This window comes from Sorangium sp. So ce296 (assembly GCF_051529605.1).
Classification (GTDB): domain Bacteria; phylum Myxococcota_A; class Polyangia; order Polyangiales; family Polyangiaceae; genus Sorangium; species Sorangium cellulosum_D.
Window position 1 is genome coordinate 3,650,805 of the sequence record NZ_CP150325.1, and the last position, 23,913, is coordinate 3,674,717.

Annotated in this window: 19 protein-coding genes; 7 read left to right on the forward strand and 12 right to left on the reverse strand. The window is 73.6% G+C overall.

Going from position 1 to position 23,913, the window contains the following annotated elements; all coding sequences use genetic code 11:
• Positions 1 to 148 precede the first annotated feature (148 nt).
• From WME98_RS13750 to WME98_RS13760, 3 genes are all read left to right on the forward strand, one after another.
• Positions 149 to 1,306, forward strand: a complete 1,158-nt coding sequence (locus WME98_RS13750; protein WP_437951721.1) for an alcohol dehydrogenase catalytic domain-containing protein — start codon at positions 149 to 151, stop codon at positions 1,304 to 1,306.
• A gap of 344 nt (positions 1,307 to 1,650) precedes the next feature.
• Positions 1,651 to 2,163 (forward strand): hypothetical protein, encoded by a 513-nt coding sequence (locus WME98_RS13755; RefSeq protein ID WP_437951722.1) that lies wholly within the window; start codon positions 1,651 to 1,653, stop codon positions 2,161 to 2,163.
• A gap of 107 nt (positions 2,164 to 2,270) precedes the next feature.
• Positions 2,271 to 4,124: a hypothetical protein gene (locus WME98_RS13760; protein ID WP_437951723.1), complete on the forward strand. Its 1,854-nt coding sequence runs from the start codon at positions 2,271 to 2,273 to the stop codon at positions 4,122 to 4,124.
• Positions 4,125 to 4,147: 23 nt separating this feature from the next.
• Here WME98_RS13760 and WME98_RS13765 read toward each other — a convergent pair whose 3' ends face one another.
• A complete protein-coding gene (locus tag WME98_RS13765; RefSeq protein ID WP_437951724.1) occupies positions 4,148 to 4,288 on the reverse strand; it encodes a hypothetical protein in 141 nt (46 codons plus the stop codon).
• A gap of 41 nt (positions 4,289 to 4,329) precedes the next feature.
• Between WME98_RS13765 and WME98_RS13770 the strand changes: the two genes are divergently transcribed.
• Complete coding sequence (locus tag WME98_RS13770) at positions 4,330 to 5,622, forward strand: hypothetical protein (protein WP_437951725.1); 1,293 nt, start codon at positions 4,330 to 4,332, stop codon at positions 5,620 to 5,622.
• A gap of 23 nt (positions 5,623 to 5,645) precedes the next feature.
• Here the strand turns inward: WME98_RS13770 and WME98_RS13775 are convergent, their stop codons facing one another.
• The 7 genes from WME98_RS13775 to WME98_RS13805 all read right to left on the reverse strand — a co-directional run bounded on the left by WME98_RS13775 (position 5,646) and on the right by WME98_RS13805 (position 16,422).
• Entirely contained in the window at positions 5,646 to 6,593 is a 948-nt protein-coding gene (locus WME98_RS13775) for a PEGA domain-containing protein (RefSeq protein WP_437951726.1), read from the reverse strand.
• A 55-nt stretch (positions 6,594 to 6,648) separates the two neighbouring features.
• Positions 6,649 to 7,854: a hypothetical protein gene (locus WME98_RS13780; RefSeq protein ID WP_437951727.1), complete on the reverse strand. Its 1,206-nt coding sequence runs from the start codon at positions 7,852 to 7,854 to the stop codon at positions 6,649 to 6,651.
• A 950-nt stretch (positions 7,855 to 8,804) separates the two neighbouring features.
• Positions 8,805 to 10,055 (reverse strand): serine/threonine-protein kinase, encoded by a 1,251-nt coding sequence (locus tag WME98_RS13785; RefSeq protein WP_437951728.1) that lies wholly within the window; start codon positions 10,053 to 10,055, stop codon positions 8,805 to 8,807.
• Between the two features lie 229 nt (positions 10,056 to 10,284).
• Entirely contained in the window at positions 10,285 to 12,045 is a 1,761-nt protein-coding gene (locus WME98_RS13790) for an ABC transporter permease (protein ID WP_437951729.1), read from the reverse strand.
• The gene (locus WME98_RS13795; RefSeq protein WP_437951730.1) at positions 12,042 to 13,238 is read right to left on the reverse strand and encodes an ABC transporter ATP-binding protein; all 1,197 of its coding nucleotides are present in this window, start codon (positions 13,236 to 13,238) and stop codon (positions 12,042 to 12,044) included. The genes WME98_RS13790 and WME98_RS13795 overlap by 4 nt, the downstream gene beginning before the upstream one ends.
• Complete coding sequence (locus WME98_RS13800) at positions 13,235 to 15,361, reverse strand: COG1470 family protein (protein ID WP_437951731.1); 2,127 nt, start codon at positions 15,359 to 15,361, stop codon at positions 13,235 to 13,237. Before WME98_RS13800 ends, WME98_RS13795 begins: the two co-directional genes overlap by 4 nt.
• On the reverse strand, positions 15,358 to 16,422 hold the full coding sequence (locus WME98_RS13805) for an AAA family ATPase (protein WP_437953980.1): 1,065 nt from the start codon (positions 16,420 to 16,422) through the stop codon (positions 15,358 to 15,360). The genes WME98_RS13800 and WME98_RS13805 overlap by 4 nt, the downstream gene beginning before the upstream one ends.
• A gap of 305 nt (positions 16,423 to 16,727) precedes the next feature.
• Between WME98_RS13805 and WME98_RS13810 the strand changes: the two genes are divergently transcribed.
• Together WME98_RS13810 and WME98_RS13815 are read left to right on the forward strand one after the other, a co-directional pair.
• A complete protein-coding gene (locus tag WME98_RS13810) occupies positions 16,728 to 17,273 on the forward strand; it encodes a hypothetical protein (RefSeq protein WP_061624329.1) in 546 nt (181 codons plus the stop codon).
• Between the two features lie 235 nt (positions 17,274 to 17,508).
• Positions 17,509 to 18,261 carry a hypothetical protein gene (locus tag WME98_RS13815; protein ID WP_437951732.1) on the forward strand — a complete coding sequence of 251 codons (753 nt, stop codon included), beginning with the start codon at positions 17,509 to 17,511 and terminating at the stop codon, positions 18,259 to 18,261.
• On the opposite strand, the gene cysK is transcribed toward WME98_RS13815, so the two are convergent.
• Together cysK and WME98_RS13825 are read right to left on the reverse strand one after the other, a co-directional pair.
• On the reverse strand, positions 18,258 to 19,214 hold the full coding sequence (gene cysK, locus WME98_RS13820; protein WP_437951733.1) for a cysteine synthase A: 957 nt from the start codon (positions 19,212 to 19,214) through the stop codon (positions 18,258 to 18,260). The two genes, WME98_RS13815 and cysK, sit on opposite strands and share 4 nt — an antisense overlap.
• Before the next feature lie 58 nt (positions 19,215 to 19,272).
• Complete coding sequence (locus tag WME98_RS13825; protein ID WP_437333756.1) at positions 19,273 to 20,343, reverse strand: sulfate/molybdate ABC transporter ATP-binding protein; 1,071 nt, start codon at positions 20,341 to 20,343, stop codon at positions 19,273 to 19,275.
• Positions 20,344 to 20,690: 347 nt separating this feature from the next.
• Between WME98_RS13825 and WME98_RS13830 the strand changes: the two genes are divergently transcribed.
• Complete coding sequence (locus tag WME98_RS13830; RefSeq protein ID WP_061624326.1) at positions 20,691 to 21,638, forward strand: NAD-dependent epimerase/dehydratase family protein; 948 nt, start codon at positions 20,691 to 20,693, stop codon at positions 21,636 to 21,638.
• Positions 21,639 to 21,708: 70 nt separating this feature from the next.
• Here the strand turns inward: WME98_RS13830 and WME98_RS13835 are convergent, their stop codons facing one another.
• The gene (locus WME98_RS13835; protein ID WP_437951734.1) at positions 21,709 to 22,551 is read right to left on the reverse strand and encodes a DUF434 domain-containing protein; all 843 of its coding nucleotides are present in this window, start codon (positions 22,549 to 22,551) and stop codon (positions 21,709 to 21,711) included.
• 403 nt (positions 22,552 to 22,954) lie between these two features.
• Positions 22,955 to 23,731 carry a PP2C family protein-serine/threonine phosphatase gene (locus WME98_RS13840; RefSeq protein ID WP_437951735.1) on the reverse strand — a complete coding sequence of 259 codons (777 nt, stop codon included), beginning with the start codon at positions 23,729 to 23,731 and terminating at the stop codon, positions 22,955 to 22,957.
• Positions 23,732 to 23,913: the final 182 nt, after the last annotated feature.

Genomic DNA, 23,913 nt, shown 5'->3' on the forward strand with positions numbered 1-23,913 from the left:
GTGAACCGGCCGTCGTTCGTCCCGGCTGCGCGCTTTGACGCCCTGCTGCCTGCGCACCCTCGGCGCTCGCGTCGCCGGACGCGGCAGAGGGGCATACAGGTTGCAGACATTTCGCCCCGGTCCCACGGCACGAAGGCGAGGAGGGCGAATGAAGGCGCTCGTGTTTCACAGCCCAAAGCATGTCAGCGTGGACACCGTCGACGCGCCGGTCCTGCTGCGGACGACCGATGCGATCGTGCGGGTGACGAGCACGGCGATCTGCGGCTCGGATCTGCATATCTTCAATGGGCTGATCCCGCAGGCAAAGCCGCTCGTCCTCGGGCACGAATTCATGGGGATCGTCGAAGAGGTGGGGAGCGAGGTGAAGCGGCTCCGCCCGGGCGATCGCGTGCTCGTGCCCTTCGCCATCGCCTGCGGGAGCTGCTTCTTCTGCGAGAGGGACCTGCCTGGGCACTGCGAGCGCTCGAACCCGGGACATTACGGGCCCGAGGGGAACGTCATCAGCTCGAAGGGGGGCGGGCTCTTCGGGTACACCGACCTGTATGGCGGATATGCGGGCGGGCAGGCCGAGATGGTCCGCGTGCCGTTCGCCGACGTGGGGCCGCGCAAGGTCGATGACGACCTGACGGACGAGCAGGTCTTGTTGTTGACGGACATCCTCCCGACCGGCTACACCGCCGTCGACTGGGCCGGGATGCAGGGCGGCGAGACGGTGGCGGTCATCGGCTGCGGGCCGGTGGGCATCATGGCCATGAAGTGCGCCTGGCTCCGCGGCGCAGCGCGCGTGATCGGGGTCGATCGGGAGGAGTACAGGCTGGAGAAGGCGCGCGAGATCGCCTCGGCCGAGACCGTCAACGTGGAGTCGGGGGTCGCGCTGGAGTTCATCCGCGCGGCGACCGGCGGCCGCGGCGCCGACGTCTGCATCGACGCCGTCGGCATGGAGGCGCACCGGACGCCGCTCGAGAAGATCTCCAGCATGGTTCACGGGCAGATCGGCTCGTTCGTCGCCTTCAAACTGGCGGTGAGCGCGGTCCGCCGGGGCGGGGTCGTCAGCGTGGTCGGCGTGTATGGCATGCCGTACGACAACTTCCCGCTCGGGCAGCTCTTCGACAAAGGGGTGACCGTGCGCTTCGGCCAGGCCCCGGTCCACAAGCACGTGGACAAGCTCCTCGGGTGGATCAGGGAGGGCAAGCTGCGCGCGGACGACGTCATCACGCACCGACTCCCGCTCGCCGAGGCCGCGCGGGGGTACGATCTCTTCAATGGGAAGAAAGACGGCTGCGTGAAGGTCGTGCTGAAGACCTGAACGCCCGGCCGGCCGAGGCGCGGCAATGAAGCGGAGGTCCAGGCGCGCAATCATGCGCGCAGGCGCAGACGATTGACGTGTTCTCGTCGCTTTATCGCGCGCGATAGATACCTCAATGGCGCTCCTTCGCCGGCCGCCGCCGGCCCCGCTGGCTCGAGCCTTGGACAGCGTGGGTCGGGCCCCCGGGCCTCGCGCAGCGTGGATCAGGACCAACAAGGTCGTCTCGTGGAGCCCTCCGTTTCCGGTTGACATCCGCCACGGCGCATGGATCGACCACACGGCGCGCGTCCATGGCTGTCGATCTCGTGCGATACTCTCGCCCTCCGTGCCGCTGGAGAGCTCCCATGCACCGATCCCTCATCGCCCAAGGCCTCGTGCTGTCGCTCGCGCCGTTCGGGTGCTCTGCTAGCCCGGAAATTCCTGAAGCGTACGGCAAGGCGGTCATGAACCTGAACGGGGAGGAGCTGAAGCTCGACACGGGCCATGACGGCAAGCTGCCTGTCCCCAGATTCGATGACAGCTGGGACGTTGACTGCTCCATCGTCAATGGCGAGACCAATCTGGAGCTGGCGGATCGCTCCAAGGGCAGGAGGGGCTTCTACTACCTCGATCTCCATCTGCTGGGCAGCGAGCGCCAGGGCGGCGACGACGCTGTCGTGAACATGCGAATGTATGTCGACGATGAGCTTTTCGACGGCTCATGTCCGGCCACGCTCAGGACGTCACAGCAGGGATCGCACGAATGCGCGTTCTCTTTCGCCGGGTGCGATTTACGCCTGTTCGGCGGTGACCAGGACGGTATCCAGGCGCGCCTCGAGCGCGCGTCATTTCACTTGAAATGGTGCTTCGTCCCGTGAGCGGGCGCGCCCGCGGCGCGTTCGGAGGAGAGCGCGCCGCGGCGAGGCGTTCGGGGCACCCGAGGCAGCGCTGGCCCGCGCGTCTGCCCACGGGTAAACATCGAACCATGGAGGATGCGTCCCCCCGGCGACGGTTCAGCGCCGCGTTCGCTCGCTGGTCCCGCCGCGTCCGGCGGCGGCTCGCGCTGGAGCTGATCCTCACCGGCGCTGCCGCGGGGCTGATGCTCGGCGCGGCGGGCGCGGCGGCCGCCTGGCAGGCGCGGCACGGCGCGCTGCGCCCCTGGATGGCGGGCGGCGGCCTGCTCGGCGCGGCGGCCGGCGCGGCGGTGGCGCGGCGGCGGCGGTGGTCGGATCCGGACGTCGCGCTGTTCCTCGACGGCAAGCTCGGCGCGTCCGAGTCGGTCTCCACGGCCGTGGAGCTCGCGGCGGCCGAGCGCGCGGGCGACGGCGCGCCCCGCGCCGGCGCGCCGGCGGCCCGCGACGTGGTGTTCGCGCACGCCGCGGCGGCCCTCGATCGGGCGACCGCCCAGGAGGTCCGCGCGCCGCTGTGGCGCCCGTGGCACGCCGGAGCGCCCCTCGCGGCGGCGGCCATCGGTTACCTCAGCTGGGCTCCGTTGCCGCCTGCCCCCGCCAGCGCGGCGCCCCCGCCCGGGGCCGAGCAGGTGCGCATGGCCGAGATCGCCGGGCTGGAGCGGGTGATCCAGCTTTCGGAGGTCGACGCTCGGGACGCCGCGCAGCGCGATCGATTGAAGCGGCTCGCGGACGACGCGAAGCGGCTCCGCGAAAAATTGAGGAGCGGCGTCGAGCGCCGCGAAGCGCAGGCCGACATCGGCGCGCTCCGCGACGCGATCACGGCCGAGCGGCTGTCGCTCGGCGAGGGCGAGCAGCGCCACGGGATGGAGTCGGCGCTCGGCAAGCTCGGGGAGGATCCGCAGCTGAAGCGGGCGGCGAAGGCGCTCGGCGATCGCGATCTCGTGGCGTTCGACGAGGAGATGGAGCGGCTCGCGAACCGGGTCGAGAAGACCGATCGCGAGCGGGCGAGAAAGACGCTCGAGGAGGCCGCCGAGGCCGCGAAGCGGGCCGGCGCCCCCGGCGTGGCGAGGGCGCTCGAGGAGCAGCGTGAGCTCCTGGATCGGCGCGGCCAGGAGGCCGACAAGCTGAGGGAGCTCGCCGAGGCGCTCGGCGAGGCGCTCGGCGACGAGGGGCGCGAGGCGCTCGGCGAGCTCGGTCGGACCGGGAGCGGCAAGGACGCGCGGCGGCTCGCCGACAGCCTCGAGAAGGCGCTCGAGAAGCTGAGCCCGGAGGAGCGTCGGCAGCTCGCCGAGCGCCTCAAGCGGCAGGTGGCGCGGTCGCCCGAGGGCGCGCCGGGGGAGGCCGCGTCGGAGGAGCAGCTGCGCGAGATGGCGCGGCAGCTGGCGACGCCCGAGGGCCAGCGGCAGCTCGAGGAGCAGCTGCGCCGGATGGCCCAGGAGGGAGGCCCGAGCAGCGAGGAGTCGGAGCGCCAGCGCGCGCTCGACGACGCGCAGCGCGGGGCGGGCGAGGCGGAGGGGCAGCTCGGGGGGACGCCGGTCCCGGCGCCGATCGCCGGCGGATCGGGCAACGCGGGTCCGGGCGGCGAGGAGCGCGGCCAGGGCTCGCAGGCGGGCGGCGGAGGCACGCGAGGGCGAGGGCCCGGGCAGCCAGGTCGCTCGGAGGGAGGCGGGCCGGGCAGCCACGAGGGGCAGACCGGCGCGATCGCGGGGGGCGAGCTGCGCTCACGCGCCGACGCGCGGACCAATCCGGGCAGGCCGATGCCGGGGATCGTGATCGGCCGGACCGCAGGGCGCGCCGGAGACACCGCCAACGTGCAAGGCGAGGGCGCGCTCGGCGTCGTGGGTCCCCAGGAGATCGGCGGCGTCGAGCGCAGCGACGTCCCGGAAGAGTACCGCGAGCAGGTCGGGCGCTACTTCCAACCCCGGTGAGCCCGGGCGCGGCGTGCGCGCCGTCAGAAGCTCGCGCCGACCAGCAAGCCCTTCGCGTCGGCGGTCACGAGGGGCACGGCGTGGATGCGGGTGAGCCCGGTCCGCGGGGCCGGCAGCGTGCGGCTCGACGTGCTGATCGCGTACACGGCGGTCCCGGCGAGCACGACGCCGCCGCCGATGAAGCTCCAGAAGGAGAGAGGTGCGCATGGCCGAGATCGCCGGGCTGGAGCGGGTGATCCAGCTTTCGGAGGTCGACGCTCGGGACGCCGCGCAGCGCGATCGATTGAAGCGGCTCGCGGACGACGCGAAGCGGCTCCGCGAAAAATTGAGGAGCGGCGTCGAGCGCCGCGAAGCGCAGGCCGACATCGGCGCGCTCCGCGACGCGATCACGGCCGAGCGGCTGTCGCTCGGCGAGGGCGAGCAGCGCCACGGGATGGAGTCGGCGCTCGGCAAGCTCGGGGAGGATCCGCAGCTGAAGCGGGCGGCGAAGGCGCTCGGCGATCGCGATCTCGTGGCGTTCGACGAGGAGATGGAGCGGCTCGCGAACCGGGTCGAGAAGACCGATCGCGAGCGGGCGAGAAAGACGCTCGAGGAGGCCGCCGAGGCCGCGAAGCGGGCCGGCGCCCCCGGCGTGGCGAGGGCGCTCGAGGAGCAGCGTGAGCTCCTGGATCGGCGCGGCCAGGAGGCCGACAAGCTGAGGGAGCTCGCCGAGGCGCTCGGCGAGGCGCTCGGCGACGAGGGGCGCGAGGCGCTCGGCGAGCTCGGTCGGACCGGGAGCGGCAAGGACGCGCGGCGGCTCGCCGACAGCCTCGAGAAGGCGCTCGAGAAGCTGAGCCCGGAGGAGCGTCGGCAGCTCGCCGAGCGCCTCAAGCGGCAGGTGGCGCGGTCGCCCGAGGGCGCGCCGGGGGAGGCCGCGTCGGAGGAGCAGCTGCGCGAGATGGCGCGGCAGCTGGCGACGCCCGAGGGCCAGCGGCAGCTCGAGGAGCAGCTGCGCCGGATGGCCCAGGAGGGAGGCCCGAGCAGCGAGGAGTCGGAGCGCCAGCGCGCGCTCGACGACGCGCAGCGCGGGGCGGGCGAGGCGGAGGGGCAGCTCGGGGGGACGCCGGTCCCGGCGCCGATCGCCGGCGGATCGGGCAACGCGGGTCCGGGCGGCGAGGAGCGCGGCCAGGGCTCGCAGGCGGGCGGCGGAGGCACGCGAGGGCGAGGGCCCGGGCAGCCAGGTCGCTCGGAGGGAGGCGGGCCGGGCAGCCACGAGGGGCAGACCGGCGCGATCGCGGGGGGCGAGCTGCGCTCACGCGCCGACGCGCGGACCAATCCGGGCAGGCCGATGCCGGGGATCGTGATCGGCCGGACCGCAGGGCGCGCCGGAGACACCGCCAACGTGCAAGGCGAGGGCGCGCTCGGCGTCGTGGGTCCCCAGGAGATCGGCGGCGTCGAGCGCAGCGACGTCCCGGAAGAGTACCGCGAGCAGGTCGGGCGCTACTTCCAACCCCGGTGAGCCCGGGCGCGGCGTGCGCGCCGTCAGAAGCTCGCGCCGACCAGCAAGCCCTTCGCGTCGGCGGTCACGAGGGGCACGGCGTGGATGCGGGTGAGCCCGGTCCGCGGGGCCGGCAGCGTGCGGCTCGACGTGCTGATCGCGTACACGGCGGTCCCGGCGAGCACGACGCCGCCGCCGATGAAGCTCCAGAAGGAGAGGTTGGCGAGCGTGGTCTGGGTGTCGCGCAGGTCGCTGCGCCGCTGGCTCGGGGACGGCTCCGCCGCGGCGGACTTGCCCTTCGCGGTGGAGAGGATCGCGAAGGTCACGCCCGAGGCGACCCCGAGCAGCCCGACCGCTCCGCCCGCGACCACCAGCGGGAGGTTAGAGCCGGCGTCGAGGCTCAAGGCGATGCTCTGGTCCGAGCCCCTCGCCACGAGCAGCGACGTCGACGTCCGGGCGCCGGAGCGGCGCGCCTCGATGGTGTGCTTGCCGGGATCGACGAACACCTGGGCCTCGAGGGGCGAGTGTCCGATGAGCTTGCCGTCGATGAGCACCTCGGCATCGTCGACGTTCACGCGGATGCGGAGCGTGCCGACGTGCGCCTTGGCCTCGGCGAGCCGCTGCTCCAAGAAGCGCTTCTTCTCTTCCTTCTCGCCGAGGGGAAACGTGTTGAGCGCGTACAGGAGGTGCTCGGCCGCCTCGCGGGGCTGGTTCACCTCCAGCTCGACGTTCCCGAGATTGCCGGCGACGTCGAAGCTCTGCTGGAGGTCCCACGCCGCCTGATAGCGCGCCTCCGCCTCGACGAACCGCGCCTCGTCGTAGAACCTGTTCCCCTCGCGGTAGAGCTGCGCGGCGCGCTCGCCCTCACTCGATGTCGCCCCCGGCGCGTCGGTCGGAGAGGTGGGCGTGAGCCGAGCTTTGCCGGTCGCGGTCGCGACGCCCGGCGCCAGGACGACCATGGAACACAGGAGGAACAGAGGCGCGTATTTCAAGAATGGCTTTCGCATGGTGACTGCCGGGGGATTGCACTCCGGAGGGGGCGACGCGTCAGGGGAAGGGGCGCGGGGGCGCGGTCGTCCCCGGGGGCGTCGTGGGCAACGCAGAGGGCACGGACGGCAGCGGTGGGGGGAGCGGAGGGCTCACGGACGACGATTCGTAGACATCTTCCGGCGCGGCAGGTCTGGGCGGACGCTTCGCCTGCGCCGCAGGGCGCGGCGAGGACGGGCGGGCGGCCACCGCTCCGGAAGGGGCGGATCCGGAAGGGGCGGACGCCGCGCTCGGCTCCGCGGCAGGCGACGTCGGCGGCGCGTTCGACGCGGCGGGGGCCGGCTCCGCCGTGGGAGGCGGCTCAACGGTCGCCACCGGAGGCGGCGTCGGCGCCGGCTCGGGCATCGCGCTCGGCGTGGGCGCCGCGGGGCCGGGCTCGGGGGTCGGGGCGCGGCCGTCGTCGGCGACCGGGGCGTCTGGAGGGACCGGGGGGTTGGCGGCGCGCCACAGCACCCAGAAGCCCGCGACGGTCGCGCTGCCCAGAAACACGAGCAGCGCGAACAGGCCCAGCGGGGCCGCGCGGCGGCGCGCCGCGAGCGCCGCCGCGGAGGCAGCGGCGGCCACGGCGGCGTCGGGGCGCGCGGCGGCCTGTGGCACGCCCGCTCGAGGCGCGGCGCCGGCGGGCTGGGGAGCGGGCGCCGGAGCCAGCCGCTGCTTGCGGGTCGGCTCTTCGGGCGGGGGCCAGACGCCGCTGCCCACGCCCACGCGGGCCGTGCGCACGCCGGTGCGCGCGCTGCCTGGCCCCTCGGGGACCGCCTGCGGGGGGCCCGGCATGCCGTGCACGGGGATCCGGCGCATCGTCGGGCGGTTCCGTTCGTCAACGCCCTTCAGCAGCGACGGCGCGACCTGGATCTTCTGCAGGTCCATCGCCTGGTGCTCCCGGTTCGGGGGCAGGGTGACCGGGGGAACGTACACCTGCTTGTCGCTGGGCCCCGCCTCGCGATCCTGACGGCGCCGCGGCCTGGGCTCGCCCCACTGCACCATTCGCTCGACGGGCGGCGCGGCGGCGGCCGGCGCGGCCTCGTCGGGCCTGCGGCGCGGATCCTGGGAAAGCGCCCGCTGCTGCGCCTGCGAGGGGTGCTCCTGCGGTGCGAAGCTCGGCGCCTCGTACCCGCGCTGCTGCTGCTGCGGCGGCGCGGCGTCGCCCGCGGCGCCTTGACCTGCCGGCTGCCCTGGCGAGCTCTTGTTCGGGTTCCTGTTGGTCATGCCTGCCCCTCTCGCCACGTGCAAAAGGCGCGCTGCTGCCCCGCGTGGGCAGCGGCGCATCGAGCACCCGGTCCAAGGCTCCGCGTTGTCATGGGTGTGCTCCCGAGGCGAGCGGCCTCGGCCGCTGCTCTGCCGACGGTGCGGCGGGCGCCGCGGCAGCGCTCCGACCAGCGCGGGTGCGCCGCGGGCCAGCGTCGAACGTGCGCTGGTCGGCGTGCGACACCTCGGAGCTCGCTCGGGGGCAGGGCCACGGCATAGCCCCGAAGATACCCCACCCAGCCGTCGCCACCACGCACCCAAGCATCACGACCCCTCCGCAGCGATACAACGACAGCGTCCAGGGATGCACCTGGATCGGAAGCCTTCGCCGTCGCGGGCGTGACGGAGCCGCTCGATGGCCGCGTACCGATGCCCCGGAACGTGGCCTCGGGCGAGGCGCGGCCCTGCGGGTCGACCGAGCGCGAAGTTGACGCTGGCCATCCTTCTGCTGCCTTCCTGGAATTTGCGGGAGACGTCCATGGCTAGGCTGTCGTGTCTGTTGCGATGCCGCAGCCTCGATTTATTGCATCCACCTTGCACCTGGCATGCCGCCCCCCACCCAGGTTGAGCGGCGCCCGACCCAGGTTGAGCCGGCGGCGCCCCCACCCAGGTTGAGCGGCGCCCGACCCAGGTTGAGCCGGCGCCCGACCCAGGTTGAGCGGCGCCCGACCCAGGTTGAGCCGCCCCCCTCCCAGGTTGACCCCACCCAGGTTGCGCCGCCCCGCCCCCTCCCAGGTTGACCCCACCCAGGTTGCGCCGCCCCCCACCCAGGTTGACCCGCCCCCGGCCCACCCAGGTTGAGCCTCCCGCCGGCGCCAGCGCTGCCCATCCATCCCACCCCCGCATGGTACCGGTTTCATCGCCCCCGGTGAGGCTCCTCGCGACCTCGGCAACGGCGTCGCGGCCGCCCGTCAGCCCACGACGCTCACCAGCAGCGCCACGGCGAAGCCGAACAGCACCACGCTCACCACCAGCATCACCATCGCCGCCACGCTGGACTCCGCGCGCGCCGGGCGCCGTCGCGCGCGCTTCGCCCCGCCCCTCCGCGCCTCCGGAGCGCGCGGCAGCGCACGTCCCGAGGCAGGCTGCTCCGCCACGCCAGGCGCCGTGAGGCCGAACGCCTCCACCGTCGCGCTCAACGTCGGCGCGACCAGCGCGCGGACCGGCGGCACCGTCAGCGGCGCCGTGCTCTCCCAGCGCGCCCCCGTCGGCAAGGCCGGCGCCGGCCCCGCCCCTCCCGAGAGCGCCGCGGCGATGCGCGACAGCTCGTCCGCGAACGCCGCGGCATCCGGGAAGCGCAGCTCCGGGCGCTTCTCGAGCGCCCTCATGACGGCGCGGTCGAGCTCCGGCGGCACCGGCCGCGGCGCGTGGCAGGACGGCGGCGCGGGCACCTCGCTGGCGTGGGCGCGCACGAGATCGGGGACGCGCTTCACGTGCTCGAACGGGCCGCGGCCAGCGAGCAGCGTGTAGAGCACCACGCCGGCCGCATACACGTCGGTGCGGGCGTCGACGGCGAGCCCGCACGCCTGCTCGGGCGAGAGATAGCGCGGCGTGCCGACGAGCACCCCCTCCTCGGTCTGGTAGAGCGACGGCGCCGGCGCGCGGCCGTCGCCGCGCGGAGCGACCACCTTCGCGATGCCGAAATCCAGCACCTTCACCACGCGACGCCCCCGCCCGTCCGCGTCGCACACGAACAGGTTCTCGAGCTTCACGTCGCGGTGGACGATGCCCGCCCCGTGCGCCGCGGCGAGGCCGGCCAGCGTCTGCGTCACGAGGTCGAGCGCCTCCAGCGGCGGCAGCGCGCCGCGCGCCGCGAGCTCCTCGCGCATCGTCCGGCCGTAGAGCCGCTCCATCACGAGGAATGTCCGCCCCTCGGCCGTCCGCCCGAAATCGGTGACCATCACCAGGTTGGGATGGGCGAGCCGCGCCAGCGACTGCGCCTCGACCCGCATCCGCTCCACGAGCCGCGGCTCGCGGTTCAGATCGCGGTGCAGGAGCTTCACCACCACGGGCTTGTCGAGGCCCACGTGCGCGGCCTCGATCACCTCCCCCATCCCGCCTCGCCCGAGCCGACGCACCGGCCGGTACGGCGTTCCGTACAGCAGCGTATCGCTCAGCTCGGACGCCGAGCACCGGCAGTCGTCGTGCGAAGGCAAGGCCATCCTCCGCGGGTCGAGGTCGCACCGCCGTCGCCACGCGACGCGAGGATCGAGATCCCCTCTCGCTCCCGGACCTCGAGCGCGAACGCCCTTTTCACACGCCCTCCCGGAGCGCTCAAGATTTCGACAGATCCGCGCGCAGGCGCATCATGAAGCATTCCCGCGAGTCGTTCCAAATTTCCAAACAACGACGCTCACACATACGATTTCAGCGCGCGCCGCGGCGATGCGCTCAGGCGAGGGTGCCCGCGGCGCTCCCTGGCTCGGCGCGCTCCGGCGCGGCGGCTTGCGCCGGGGCTGCCTGTTCGGCCGCGCGCGCGGCCTCGTCTTCCTGGGCGAGGAGCGCGTCCGTCACGGCGAGCGCCGCGTCCCGCTGCGCGAGGAGGGCGGCGCAGCGCGCGCGCGCCGCGGCGAGCAGGCCGAGCCCCGCGGCGACCCAGGCGGCGGCGGCCACGTGCCCGGCGACCACGACCGGCCCCGGATCGCCCTGCGCGGTCTTGGAGACCATCACGAAGGCGTAGAACGGCGACGGGGCCGCGACGAGGAGCGCGCTCTCGCTGGCGCTGAACTCCGTGATCAGACCGGCGATGGCGGCGACGATCCACGGGCCGACCGCGATCGAGAAGAGGAGCGTCAGCAGCAGCACCCGCGCCACCATCGGCGCGGCGATCCGCGCGCGGAGAAAAGCGCCGAGCCCGACCAGGAACACATAAAAGGCGAGCGCGTAGACGACGAAGTACTGGAGCTGCCGCGTCTGGCTCTCCGGCGCGCCGACGGACGCGCCGACGGACGCGCCGAGGAGCAGCTGGTGGCCGACGGCCCAGAGCGCGACGACGGCGGGGACGCCGGCCGCGAGCAGGAGGTACGCCGCGCGAGCCACGCCGGGGCCGAAGAAGCGACGCAGCCGGCCGGCGCGGCTCCTGGTCCAGTACACCTCGACGCGGCGCGATGGGCCGACCGGATCGCCGGCGAAGAGGAACACGCAGAAGGTCAGGTACGAGAGCGTCGCGCACAGGCCCGCGAGGATCGCGGCCAGGCGATCGGACGGGTCCACCGAGAACGCCGGCACCGCCGCGGCGGCGGCGACCACCGGCGTGCAGACCGCGAACCACGTCTTCAGGCCCGAGGAGCGATCGTCGCTCTCGCTCGTGAGGTTCGCGACGGTCACCTGGTAGAGGAACCACGCGGGGACGACCACCGCCGCGAGCGGCAGGAGGACCAGGAAGAGCGCGTAGTCGACGCCGAACGGGACGCGCTGGTACGCGACCGGGAGCCAGATGGGCGGGCCGTCGGGCACCTCCGGCCAGGCGAGGTGGGCCGCGTACGAGAGCCCCGTGCCCCCCGCCATGAACAGGCAGATCGACAGGGGGAACGCGAGCAGCAGCGTGACGAGGATCGCCGCGCGGAGGCTCGCCATCTTCGAGCTGATCGCGAGGCCGAAGGCGACGCTGAGCAGCGCGATGAGGAAGAGGAACAGGAAGGCGATCACCACCTCCATCGCGGTGATCCCGCCGAACAGGAACGGCAGCGCCCCGACCGGCGCGAGCATGACCACGTACATCGAGATCGCCGTGTAGGCGGCGAGGAACTTGCCGCGCGCGATCTCGCCGGGCGGGATGCCCGTCAGGAGCACCGCCTCCCAGGTGCGGCCCTCGCGCTCCGACGCGATGCTGTTCGCGGCGACCGCCGGCCCGACCAGCGCCACCACGAAGAACGCCAGCGAGAAGAAGACCTGGAACAGGATCACGCCCGCCTTCGCGGGCGCGATGTCCTGCGACACCATGCCGCCGATCGACGCCACGAGCAGCGTCATCATCACGGCGAGCACGAGGAGGATGATCGGCGTGCGGGCGAGCCGCGCGGCCTGCTTGAGCTCGCGGATCCAGATCGGGTTCGGCTCGCCGAGGAGGCGGGCCACGCGGTGGCGCGCCCGATCGACGAGCCGCTGCGACGCCGGGCCGGCGGGCGGCGATGAGCCAGTCTGCGCGCTCACTGCACCTCTCCTTGCGTGACCTCGAGGAAGATCCTCTCGAGCTCGTTGCGCTCCGGCTCGACCCCGATCACGCCGATGCCGCTCCGCACGAGGTGCTGCACGATCTCGGCGATCTTCACGTCGTTGCCCACGTAGCCGACGTGCACGGCGCCCGCGACGATCTCGATGTCGGTGATCCCGGGGCCGCCCCGCAGCAGGTAGGCCGCGGCCTCGGGATCGCCGAGGACCCGCACCTTGACCTTGCGCCGGGAGAGCGGCGGCAGCCCCGGGTAGGCCGGAGCCTGCCCCGGCCCCGCGGCGTGGGGCGGGTGCGGGCCGTACCCGGGCGGCGGACCTTCGGCCTGCTGCGGCCCGACGGCGGCCGGATCGCCGGGCCCGTGCGCGGGCGCGTGGCGCGCCTCTGCCGGGTGCGCGCCCGGCGCGGCGGCGTGGCGCGGCGGCGCGTGCCCGTGCGCCTGCGCGGCGCGCAGCGCCTCGAGGCGCGCCGCTATCTCGCCGATAGGCCCGGCGACGACGAGGCGGCCCCTCTCGAGGATGCCGATCGACGTGCACACGTCGGAGAGCTCCGTGAGGATGTGCGAGGAGAGGAAGATCGTCTTCCCCAGGCTGCGGAGCTCGAGCAAGAGGTCGCGGATCTCGATGCGCGCGCGCGGATCGAGATCGCTCGCCGGCTCGTCCAGGATGAGGACCTTGGGATCGTGCAGCAGGATCCTCCCGAGCTGGAGGCGCTGCTTCATGCCCTTCGACATCGTGGCCACGATCCGGTCCTGGATCTTGCCGAGGTCGGTCAGCTCCAGGACCGCGTCGACAACGTCGAGCGACGGCACGCGGAACGCGTCCGCGAAGAACTCGAGGTACTCGCGCACCGTGATCCGGTCGTAGACGCCCGCGTGATCCGGCATGTAGCCGATGCTGCGGCGGACCGCCGCCGGGTCGATCGTGACGTCGACCCCGTCGATCTCGACCCGCCCCGCCATCGGCTCGAGCAAGGTCGCCATGACCCGGATCGTCGTCGTCTTGCCCGCGCCGTTCGGACCGATGAAGCCGAAGATCTCGCCGGGGCCGACGTCGAAGGAGACGTCCCGGAGCACGTCGAGCGCGCCGAAGCGGTGCGAGAGGTGGCGGACGCGGATCGTCGGCGCAGGCCGCTCGATCCGCGCCGCGGGGGGCGGGGCGCCGCCGGACGCGCTCACGGCTGGCCTCCGTAGCCGACGATCCGCACGAGCACGCGGTCGCTCTCGATCCCGAGCCCGGAGTCGACCGCGCGCCCCTCGCCGCCGTCGAGCTGCCCGAGCAGGACGGGCACGCCCGCCGGGAACCAGTCGACCGCGTCGCCGGCCGCCTCCTCGATCGCGAGCCACGCGGCGCCGAGCCCCGGCGCGTCGGGCTCGAGCAGGGGGACCAGCAGGCTCCCGCCGAGGTCGTGGATGTCGATGCCGCCGACGCGCCGGCCGAAGCTCACGTGCGAGAGCCACCCCTGCCCCTCGGCCCGCGCCGCGAGATCGACCCCCGCGCGCGACGAGACCTTCTCCCCGTCCCGGACGCGGGCGAAGTAGCGGGCCGCCCCCTCGGGCAGCCACAGGACGCCGCCCCGGAGATCGCGGCCGCTCCGGTTGCTCACGACCACGTCGCCGCTCGGCTCGGCGACGATCGCGATGCCGTCCCCGAGCGGCGCGACGCCGTCCTCGCGCACGATCACCGTCTGCCACGGGAGCGCGGCGACCTTCGTCAGCCGGGCTCCGTCGCGGTCCACGAGGAGCCGGTCGCGCCGCTCCGAGAGCTCGGCGAGCACCGCCGTGCTGATGACGCTGCTCGCGTCGGTCGTGCGGACGGTGAGCTCCTCCGAGCTGGCCACGAAGAAGCCGCGGAACCGGCGCACCGCCCCCTTCGTCATGCCGGCCCCCGCCTCGATCAGCGTGAGGTGCCGCGCCCTGCCGCGCACGCCCTTCGCGAGCACGCCCACGCCGACGATCGCCGCGAACGTCACCGCCGCGTACACGGGCAGGTGACGGAGCGCGCGGAGCGGCCGCCCCTGCCGCGCGGCGCGCGAGAAGTTGATCGGGCCGGCGAGCACCGCGTAGATGCAGAGCAAGAGCGCCGAGACCCCGATCGCCCAGCGCGCGCCCTCGTTCGGATCGAGCTCGCGCCGCACCGGGTCCAGATCGAGGCCCATCGCCTCCTCGCCCGGGCGGAACGCGACGGTGGAGCGGCGGTCGTGGGCGCGGCGCGCGAGATCGGCCATCCGGATCTTCACCCACGGGTCGCCGGCCGCGGGCTTCTGCGTCGGGTCGAACGCGAGCAGGTGCACCTCGCCGAGGCCGTAGAACGCCGAGCTGCCATATGGGCTCGCCCGCAGGTTCCCGCCCGACCAGCCGGCGAGCGCCTCGGCCACCTCGGGGCTCGCGCTCGGCGCGGGCAGGAGCGGGTTGCCCTGCTTGCCGAAGCCGCTGGGCGCGCCGGGCGGCACGATCTCCTCGAGGGTCGGCGGCGCGACGCCCGCCCTCGAGACCTCGCCGCCGACGAGCGCCGCGAGCGTCGGGTGCCGCAGCGCCTCGGGGCGCCCGACCGCGAGCGCCAGCGTGCCGCCGGAGAGCACGTAGCCGGCGAGCGCGTCGAGCTCGGCGCCGTTCAACATCGAGAGCGTGTCGGTGCGCATGAGCACCGCGTCCGCCGCGCTGTACAGGGCCGCCCGATCGGGCAGCAGCGGATCGCCGGTCGCGCCGTCGTAGCGCGGCTGCCCGACCCACAGGACCGCGGCCGGCGACGACCCGGGCCCGCGGCCGCTCGGCGTGTACAGCGGCGCGACCGGCGCCTCGTGCAGGCCCGCGCGGAGGAGCGACGTCTCGCTGACGTCGAAGAGCACCACCGCGCGCTGCGAGGTCGACGAGAGCGCGTGCGAGGACACGGTCACGCCGCCCTCGTCGAGCGCGCGCACCTGCACGTCGCCGAAGGGCGCGACCTGCACGGGCACGCGCACGTGGACCGACTCGCCCGCAGCGACGGTGTACGGCGCCGAGGCGACGAACACGCGCTGCTCGGAGTAGCGCTTCGACTCGACCTCGACCTCGCCCCTCGCCGCCTTGCCGCCGCGGTTCTGGATGCGAACGACGACCTGGTTCCACCCCCAGGGGATCGCGCCGCTCGTCCCGAACACCGGCGCCGCGTCCACGACGAGCTCCGGCGCGCTCGGCGCTTGCCCGGACGCAGGCCCCGCGGCGAGGAGCGCCGCGAGCCACGCCGCGCCGGCCGCGCCCCGCGCGCCCCTCGACGTCGCGATCCGGAGCGCCGGCTCCCGCGCCTCGTCGCCGCGCCTCATCGCCGGATCGCCTGCGCCACGGGCTCGGGCCGCGGCTCGACCGCGGCGAGGAGCGCGGCGATCACCCGATCCGTCGTGATCCCCTCCGCCTCGCCCTCGAAGGACCGGATCATGCGGTGGCGGAGCACCGGCTTCGCGACCCGCTGCACGTCGGCGAAGGCGACGTGCGCCCTGCCCTGGAGCAACGCCACCGCCTTCGCGGCCAGCACGAGCGACTGCGCGCCGCGCACGCCGGCGCCGAACCGGAGCGCCCTCCGCACGATCTCGGGCGCCCCCTCGGCGGCCGGATCGCTCGCCCGCGTCAGCCGCGACGCGTACCGCATCACGGGCTCGGCGACCGCGACGTCGCGGCAGAGCGAGCGCAGCGAGAGCACGTCGTCGCGGGTGAGCACCCGCGGCGGCGGGCCGCGGTCGCGGCCCGTGGTCCGGGCGAGGATCTCGGTCAGCTCGTCCTCGGTCGGGCTCGGCACGAGCACCTTGAGCAGGAACCGATCGAGCTGCGCCTCCGGCAGCGGGTACGTCCCCTCCATCTCGATCGGGTTCTCGGTGGCGAGCACGAAGAACGGCTCCTCCATCGCGTGCCGCGCGCCCGCGATGGTGCACGCGTGCTCCTGCATGGCCTCGAGCAGCGCGCTCTGCGTCTTCGGCGTCGCCCGGTTGATCTCGTCGGCGAGGATCACCTGCCCGAAGATCGGCCCCTTGTGCAGCGCGAAGTGGCGCGAGCCGCCTTCCGCGGTGACGAGCACGTTCGTCCCGATCACGTCGCTCGGCATGAGATCCGGGGTGAACTGGATGCGGGAGAACCTGAGATCGAGGCAGCTGGCGATGGTCCTGACGAGGAGCGTCTTGCCCAGCCCGGGCGCCCCTTCCAGGAGGACGTGCCCTCCCGCGATGATCCCCCAGAGCGTCTGCTCGATGACGTCGCCCTGGCCGACGACGGCCTGCCCGATCGCCTCGCGCAGCCGCGCGCTCGTCTGCTGCGCGAGCTCGAGCCTCGCCTCGAAGGAGGCGGGGGCCGATCCCTCCGCTCCGTCAATACCTGCGCCTGATTCCGCCGCCATCCGGTCGCCCTCGGGGCACGACCATAGCCGGCCGCGCGCCGGGCGTCGATCGGCGCCGCAGCGCGCGGGCCGCGGCGTGACGGCGCCGCAGCGCGCGGGCCGCGGCGTGACGGCGCCGCAGCGCGCGGGCCGCGGCGAGGCGCCGCCGAGAAGACTCGACACCTCGTGTCGAACCGAGAGCGACGAGGCCGCGCCGGAGCACGCAGCGCGGAGCGCCCCTCCGGAGGCGCCGCGGACGCACGTAACGCACAGAAACGACCGGTCGATCGCCTCGGCCAGGGACGCCGCCATGCTATCTTTCACGGATGAACATGCTTATCCGGACCTGTCGCCGTGCCGTTGCCTCGCTCTGTCTCTCCGCGCGCGCCGGCGCGGCGCTCACCGCGGCTCTGGCGCTCGGCGCGAGCGCCTGCGCCACGATAGCCGGCGAGCATGAGGCGGAGACCAAGTTCCTCGTCAAGCCGACCTCGCAGTCGACCTTCTCCGGATGGAGCGAGGTCTCCATCTCGCAGGACCCGAATTCCGTCGACGGCGCCGAGCTCAGGTTCATCCGGCTCGAGGCGCGCGACGACAACGTGCCCGACCTGACGTTCATCAAGAGCATCACGGCCCAGGCCGTCGTCGACGGCGAAGCGACCTTGATCGCCAAGAAGGCGCCGATGCCCGCCGGCGAGCGCATCGTCCCGCTGGATCGCAAGTATCACGGCGACATCCGGAAATTCTTCTATCCGGACGAGGAGAACGGCGGTTACACGGTGCACGTCGACTGGTTCGGCGAGGTCGATCTAACGAAGAAGATCCCGCCCGAGGGCGTGTGGATGAAGGTCATCGTCGCCGTCCGCGTCGAGTGATCGCGCCGCCGCGCCGCCCTCCTTCTCCAGGCTCCGCGGCGCCCCCCTCGGTTCGTCCTCTGGACGTCCCCTGAACCATCCAAGCTTCCGTCTCCTCGCTCGGTCGAACGTTGCGAACCGCGAGCGCACCGCGCGCGAGGAGCGATGCCGGAGGGGTGGACTCCATCCGCCGGCGGCGCGCTCCAGTCGCGCGCCGTGCGCCGCACCCCGGCGCGGGCAAGGAGGTCGATCCGTCATGGCCGAGATCCAGGAGAGCTCTGTTCTTTTCTCGCTCAAGCAGCTCATGAGCCTCGAGAAGCAGCGCGTGCGCGAGGAGGAAGAGGCCGCGCGCCGGCGCGCGCTGGCAGAGCAGGAGGCCCGGCGCGCGCTCGATCGACGCGCCCTGGCGGAGCAGGAGGCGCGCCTCCGGGCCGAGGAGGAGCGGGCCCGCCGCGAGGAGGAGCTCGCGCGCGAGGAGGCGGCGCGGCTCGAGGGGATCCGGGCGGCGGCCGTCGAGAAGGCCCGCGTCGAGGCCGAGCAGCGCGCCCGCGTCGAGGCCCTGGAGAAGCAGCGCGAGCACGAGCGCAGGCTCGCGGCCCTCGCGGGCGACGCCCAGAAGCGGCGCCTCGTGCGGCTCATCGCGGGGGGGAGCGCGCTCTTCGTCGCCGCGCTCGCCGCGACGCTCGGCGTCTACTTCGGCAAGATCCAGCCGGAGGCCGAGCAGGCGCTCGCCGAGCAGACCGCCGCGCGCGCCGCGTACGAGCAGCGGCTCGCGGCGCTCGAGAGCGACCTCGCCGCGAGCGAGCGGCAGATCGGCGAGCTCACGCTCGCGTACCAGACGGTGCGGAGCGAGGCGGAGAAGGCGGAGCTCGAGCGCAAGCTCCTCGCGGCGAAGCGCCAGCGGGACGCCCTCCAGGGCAAGGTCGCGCGGCCCCAGGCACAGCCGGCGCCCAAGAAGACGGAGTGCGTCTGCAGGGAAGGCGACCCGATGTGCGGCTGCCTCCCCTAGCCCTTCGCGGGCCCCCGGGAGCAGCCGACGAGCTCCTTGAAGAGCGGCGAGGTGACGTACCGCTCGCCGCCGTCGGGCAGGATCACCACGATCTTCTTGCCCTGCATCTCGTCGCGCGCCGCGATCGAGAGCGCCGCCGCCATCGCCGCGCCGCCGGAGATGCCGACGAGGATCCCCTCGGTCTTGGCGAGCCGGCGGGCGGCTTCGAAGGACTCGTCCTCGGTCACGGGCACCACCTCGTCGATGAGCTCGCGCCGGAGGATCTTCGGGACGAAGCCCGCGCCGATGCCCTGGATGAGGTGCGCCCCCACGCGGCCGCCGCTCAGCACGGCGGCGTTCTTCGGCTCGACCGCGATCATCTTCACGCCCGGCTTCTTCTCCTTGAGCACCTCGCCCACGCCGGTGATCGTCCCGCCGGTCCCCACGCCGGCGACGACGACGTCGACCGCCCCGTCCGTGTCCTCCCAGATCTCGCGCGCGGTCGTCATCCGGTGCGCGGCGGGGTTCGCCGGGTTCTCGAACTGCTGGAGCATCACCGCGCCCGGCGTCTCCTCCACGATCTGCCGCGCCCGCGCGACGGCCTGCACCATCAAGGACCCGGGCGTGAGCAGCACCTCGACCCCGAACGCCCGGAGCAGCGCGATCCGCTCCGGGCTCATCGACTCGGGCATCGTGAGGATCAGCCGGTAGCCCTTGGCCGCGGCGAGCATCGCCAGCGCGAGGCCCGTGTTGCCGCTCGTCGGCTCGACGAGGACGCTCCCGCGGGTCAGCTTGCCCCGCCGCTCGGCGTCCTCGATCATCGCGAGGCCGATGCGATCCTTGACGCTGCCGCCGGGGTTCCGGCTCTCGACCTTGCCGATCAGCTCGGCACGCAGCCCCTTGCCCGCAGAGCTCAGGCGAACGAGGGGGGTGCGCCCGATCGTCGCCGCGATGTTGTCGAAGATTGAACCCACGTGCCCGCCCTCCGTGTTGGCTGGCCCCCGGGGCCAGGCGGAAGCGCCGGCCAGGTGGCTAGATGGAGTAATCTTGCACGAAGATCTTGGCGTCTCGGAGATTTACAAGCACCCGGTCCCCCTCGGACAGGGCGAGCTCGGCGACGCGGTCCTTGGTCAGCTCGACGGAGAGCGGCTGGCCGTCGGAGAGGCGGAGCTCCGCCTTGACCATCCATCCGACCCGCGACAGCCGCTCGACGCGCGCCACGCTGGCGTCGTCGGCGCTGGGTGAGCTCGACGAGTCGATCCGGGTGTGGAGCTCGATGTCGTGCGGCCGCACGAAGGCGCGCACGCTCGCGCCGTCGCCCGTCCCGGGGGGCGCGTGCACCGCGAGGGTCCCGAGCGCGGCCTGGCCGTCGCGGACCTCCCCCTTGAGCACGTTGATCGACCCGACGAAGCTCGCCACGAACTCGGTCGCCGGCCGGTCGTAGATCTCCTCGGGCGTGCCGATCTGCTCGACCCGCCCCTTGTGCAGCACGATGACCCGATCGGCGAGGTCCATCGCCTCTTCCTGGTCGTGGGTGACGAAGACGCTCGTGATCCCGCGCTCCTTGTGGAGCCTGCGGATCCACTCGCGCAGCTCGAGGCGCACCTTGGCGTCGAGCGCCCCGAACGGCTCGTCGAGCAGGAGCAGCGACGACCCCGGGGCGAGCGCGCGCGCCAGCGCGACCCGCTGCCGCTGGCCGCCGGACAGCTCGTGCGGGTACCGGCCCCCGAGCCCCTCGAGCTGCACGAGGCCGAGGAGCTCGTCGACCGTGGCCTCGATCTCCTTCCGGGGCCGCTTCCGGATCGTGAGGCCGAAGGCGATGTTGTCGCGCACGGTCATGTGCCGGAACAGGGCGTAGCTCTGGAACACGAAGCCGATGTTCCGCTCCTGCACCCGGGTGTGCGTCGCGTTCTTCCCGTTCAGGATCACCTCGCCGGAGTCGGGGCTCTCGAGCCCGGCGATGATGCGCAGGACGGTGCTCTTGCCCCCTCCGCTCGGCCCCAGCAGCGCGACCAGGGCGCCGCTCTCGATCTCGAACGAGACGTCGTCGACGACCTTGTTCGGACCGAACCGCTTCGTGAGCTGCTCGACAACGATTCCCATAAGCGACAGCTAACCTTCTGCCCGTCCCGCGCGCCTCGGACAGAAAAAACCAGGGCGCCCGAGCGCGGCTCAGCGTCGCCCGCCGAACGGGGAGGCGCAACCGGATTCAGAAGATACATCGGAAAGGTGGGTATTTTTGCAAGAAGCCCGCGGATCGCGCGCCTTCTCCTGGAGCTCGCCGGGCGGCGGGCGCGCGGGCGGCTGCCGGCGGGTGCCGGTCCACGGGACAGGTCGAAGTGCTAGCATCGCCGCGCCGCGACGCGGCAGGACCGGGACGGAGGCCGCAGGGCGGCAGCACGACGAGGACGGCGGGCCGCGCGGCGCGGCGGGACCAGGACGGGAGGCGGATGCGTTGTCTGGTGACTGGGGTGGCCGGATTCATCGGCGCCCACCTGGCGGAGCGGTTGATCGAGCTCGGGCATGAGGTGCTCGGGGTGGACCGCTTCACCGACTATTACGGCCGCGAGATCAAGGAAGGGAACCTGGCCCGGCTGCTCGGCGAGCCGCGCTTCTCTCTGTCGACGGCCGATCTCGCGACCGCCGATCTGCGCCCGCTCCTCTCGACGTGCGAGGTGGTCTTCCACCAGGCGGCGCAGGCCGGCGTGCGCCCGAGCTGGGGGCAGAGCTTCGAGGGCTACCTGCGCGACAACGTGCTCGCGACGCAGCGGCTGCTGGAGGCGGCGAGGGCGCACGGCCAGGTGCGCAAGCTCGTCTACGCCTCGTCCTCCTCCGTGTACGGCGACGCGGACGACGTGCCCATGCACGAATCCAGCCGGACCGCACCGCATTCGCCCTACGGGGTGACGAAGCTCGCCGCCGAGAACCTCTGCGAGCTGTACCGGCGCAACTTCGGCCTGCCCACGGTCTCGCTCCGGTACTTCACGGTGTACGGGCCCGGGCAGCGGCCCGACATGGCGTTCCACCGGTTCATCGCCGCCGTGCTGCAGGGCGAGACGGTCCGCGTGCACGGCGACGGCGAGCAGACGCGCGATTTCACGTACGTGAGCGACGTCGTGCAGGCCAACGTCGAGGCGATGGAGGGCGGCGCGGTCGGCGTGTTCAACATCGGCGGCGGCTCGCGGGTGAGCCTGAACGAGGCGCTCCGGCTGCTCGGGGAGCTCGCCGGGCCGGTGCGCGTGGAGCGGGGCGAGCCGCAGGCCGGCGACGTCCGGCACACCTGGGCCGACACGGCGGCGGCGCGGGCGGCGCTCCGCTATGTGCCCCGGGTGCCCCTGCGCGAGGGGCTCGCCGCCCAGGTGGCGTGGCAGTCGCGGCGGCTCGGGCTCGCCCGGTAGCGCGGCGGGGCCCCGGGTAGCCGGGGGCCGGGGGTGACCGCGCGCTCGGGGCCCCGGGTTCCTGCGCCGTTCAGGAGCCGGACGCTCCTCCACGGGGAACGGGATCGACGCCGCCGGGGGCGAGGTCGACGCCGCCGACGGCGAGGTCGACACCTCCGCCGGCGAGGTCGACGAGGCGCGCCGCGGGCGCGCGCGCGGCCAGGATCTCGCTCGCCAGGTCGATCCACTGCGCGCAGCGATCGAGGACGACGCTGTCGGACGAGATCACGCCCGCCGCCCCGAAGAGCAGGCGGTCGGGATCGGGGACGAGCGTCGCCTCGAGCGCGAAGGGGCCGCCGGCGAGGCGCTCGAGGATCCGCGCGCGCAGCTTGCCCGAGCTGGGGACGGCGGCGTCGAGGAGGAAGCGCGCGCGCGCCGCGCCGGCGCCGGACAGCGCGGCGCCGAGGCGATCGATGGCCGCGTCGGTCTCCGCGATCGGCGCGTAGCTGCCGCGGAGGCCCGCGAGGTCGCGGAGCGCCCCCTCCGGGCCGCGCAGGAGCAGGCCGCCCGAGAGGGCCACCTCCAGGGTGATGATCAGGTTGAAGCCGTCGATGCTCGCCTCCGCGCCCCGGAGCGACGACGCGGGCGCCCGGCGCGCGAGGCGCGACGCGCATTGCGCGTCCGAGCAGGCGGACCGTTGCAGCGCGAGGCGCTGGCGGGCGGCGAGCTGGTGGTGGTCGCCCACGGTCCGGATCGCGGTGCGCAGCGGATAGCCGCGGCCGAGGAGCCACGTCACCTCCTCGAACGCGGCGCGCAGCTTCGCGACGGCCTCGGGGCCGAAGAGCCGCGGGTCGTCGGGGTGGCCGCCGCGGGGCGCTGGCTCGCCGGTCGTCTCGCCGGAGGGTGGGTCGTGTCGCTCGTCCGTGTCCGTCACTCGCCTCCGGTGTTCGGTGGAGGACCGACGCTACCGCGAGAGCGTTGCGCAGAAGGCGCAGAATGCAGAATAAGAAGGATCTGCTGCGTCGGGCTGCCGTCTGCGACCTTTGGAGGACATCCAGACTTTAGGTCCGGTACGGATTGGACGCTGGCCAGCAGATCATCGGCTTCCCCGCCGGCGCCTCGTCACGCCACGCACCCATGGAGGTGGCCGTGTTGCAAGCGCCTGACAGCCCGCCGACCCGCGTCGCCGCGGCAGGCAGAACGTAGCGCTCGATCACGGCGCGTGTCGATCCTCTTCGGCCAGGGATCCCGCAATTTGCGCGGTGCACACCGTTACGGCGAACGACATCTTTTTCTCATTCTGGGTCGCTCCGCGGTTGCCGCCCATCCCGTCACGCTCACGCGCCTCCGAGGCGCGCCAGCACGCAGGTCACGTTGTCCGGCCCGCCATGCTCGTTCGCGAGGTCGATCAGCAGGCTCGCCGCGAGGCTCAGCTCCTGGTGCGCCTCCAGGACCCCTGCGATCCGCTCCTCGGGCACCGGGCCCCAGAGTCCATCCGAGCACAGCAGGAAGATGTCGCCGGGCGCCGTCGCCTCCACGCGTGACTCGATCGCCACGCTCTCGTCGCACCCGAGCGCCCGCGTCACGGCGCTCGCTCTGTCGCTCAGCGCCTCGAGCGCGGCCAGGGCGCCGTCGCCGTCCCGGAGCAGCTCCTCTCGCAGCGTGTGGTCCCGTGTCAGCCGCTCCAGCTTTCCGCCGCGCATGCGGTACACGCGCGAGTCGCCCACGTGCGCGATGTAGGCCATCCCCGGCCCGAGCAGCACACCCGCGAAGGTCGTGGCCATGCCGCGGTTCGCCTCCTGGTGCAGGCTCGCCTCGTAGATCGCCCGGTTGGCGCGCCGCACGCTGAGCACGAGCCGCACCTCGTCGCGGTCGTGCGGCCGCGGCGCGCCGTAGGGCCAGGTGTCCTCCAGGTCCCCGTCCTCCTCGAAGCAGTTCTTCACCACTTCGATCGCCATGCGCGACGCCACCTCTCCCGCCGCGTTGCCTCCCAGGCCATCGGCCACCATGAACAGCCCGAGGCACGGCAGCGCCGCGAAGCTGTCCTCGTTGCGGCGCCGTCGCCGCCCCACGTCCGACTGAGCTGCCGCCTCGATGGCGAGCTGTGGAACCACGATCGTCCTCCTCGCGCGCTCGTCGACAGGACGAGCCGAGCCAAGGCGCGCCGCGCACCGCGGCGCGCGTTCCTCTGGACGGGCGCCGGCCGGGCTGCGCGCGGCTGGCGCATCGTCGTCATGTCGCTCCTTCGCACGGCGTCGCGGCGCGCGCTCCGCCGCAGCCGCCGCAACCGCCGCGC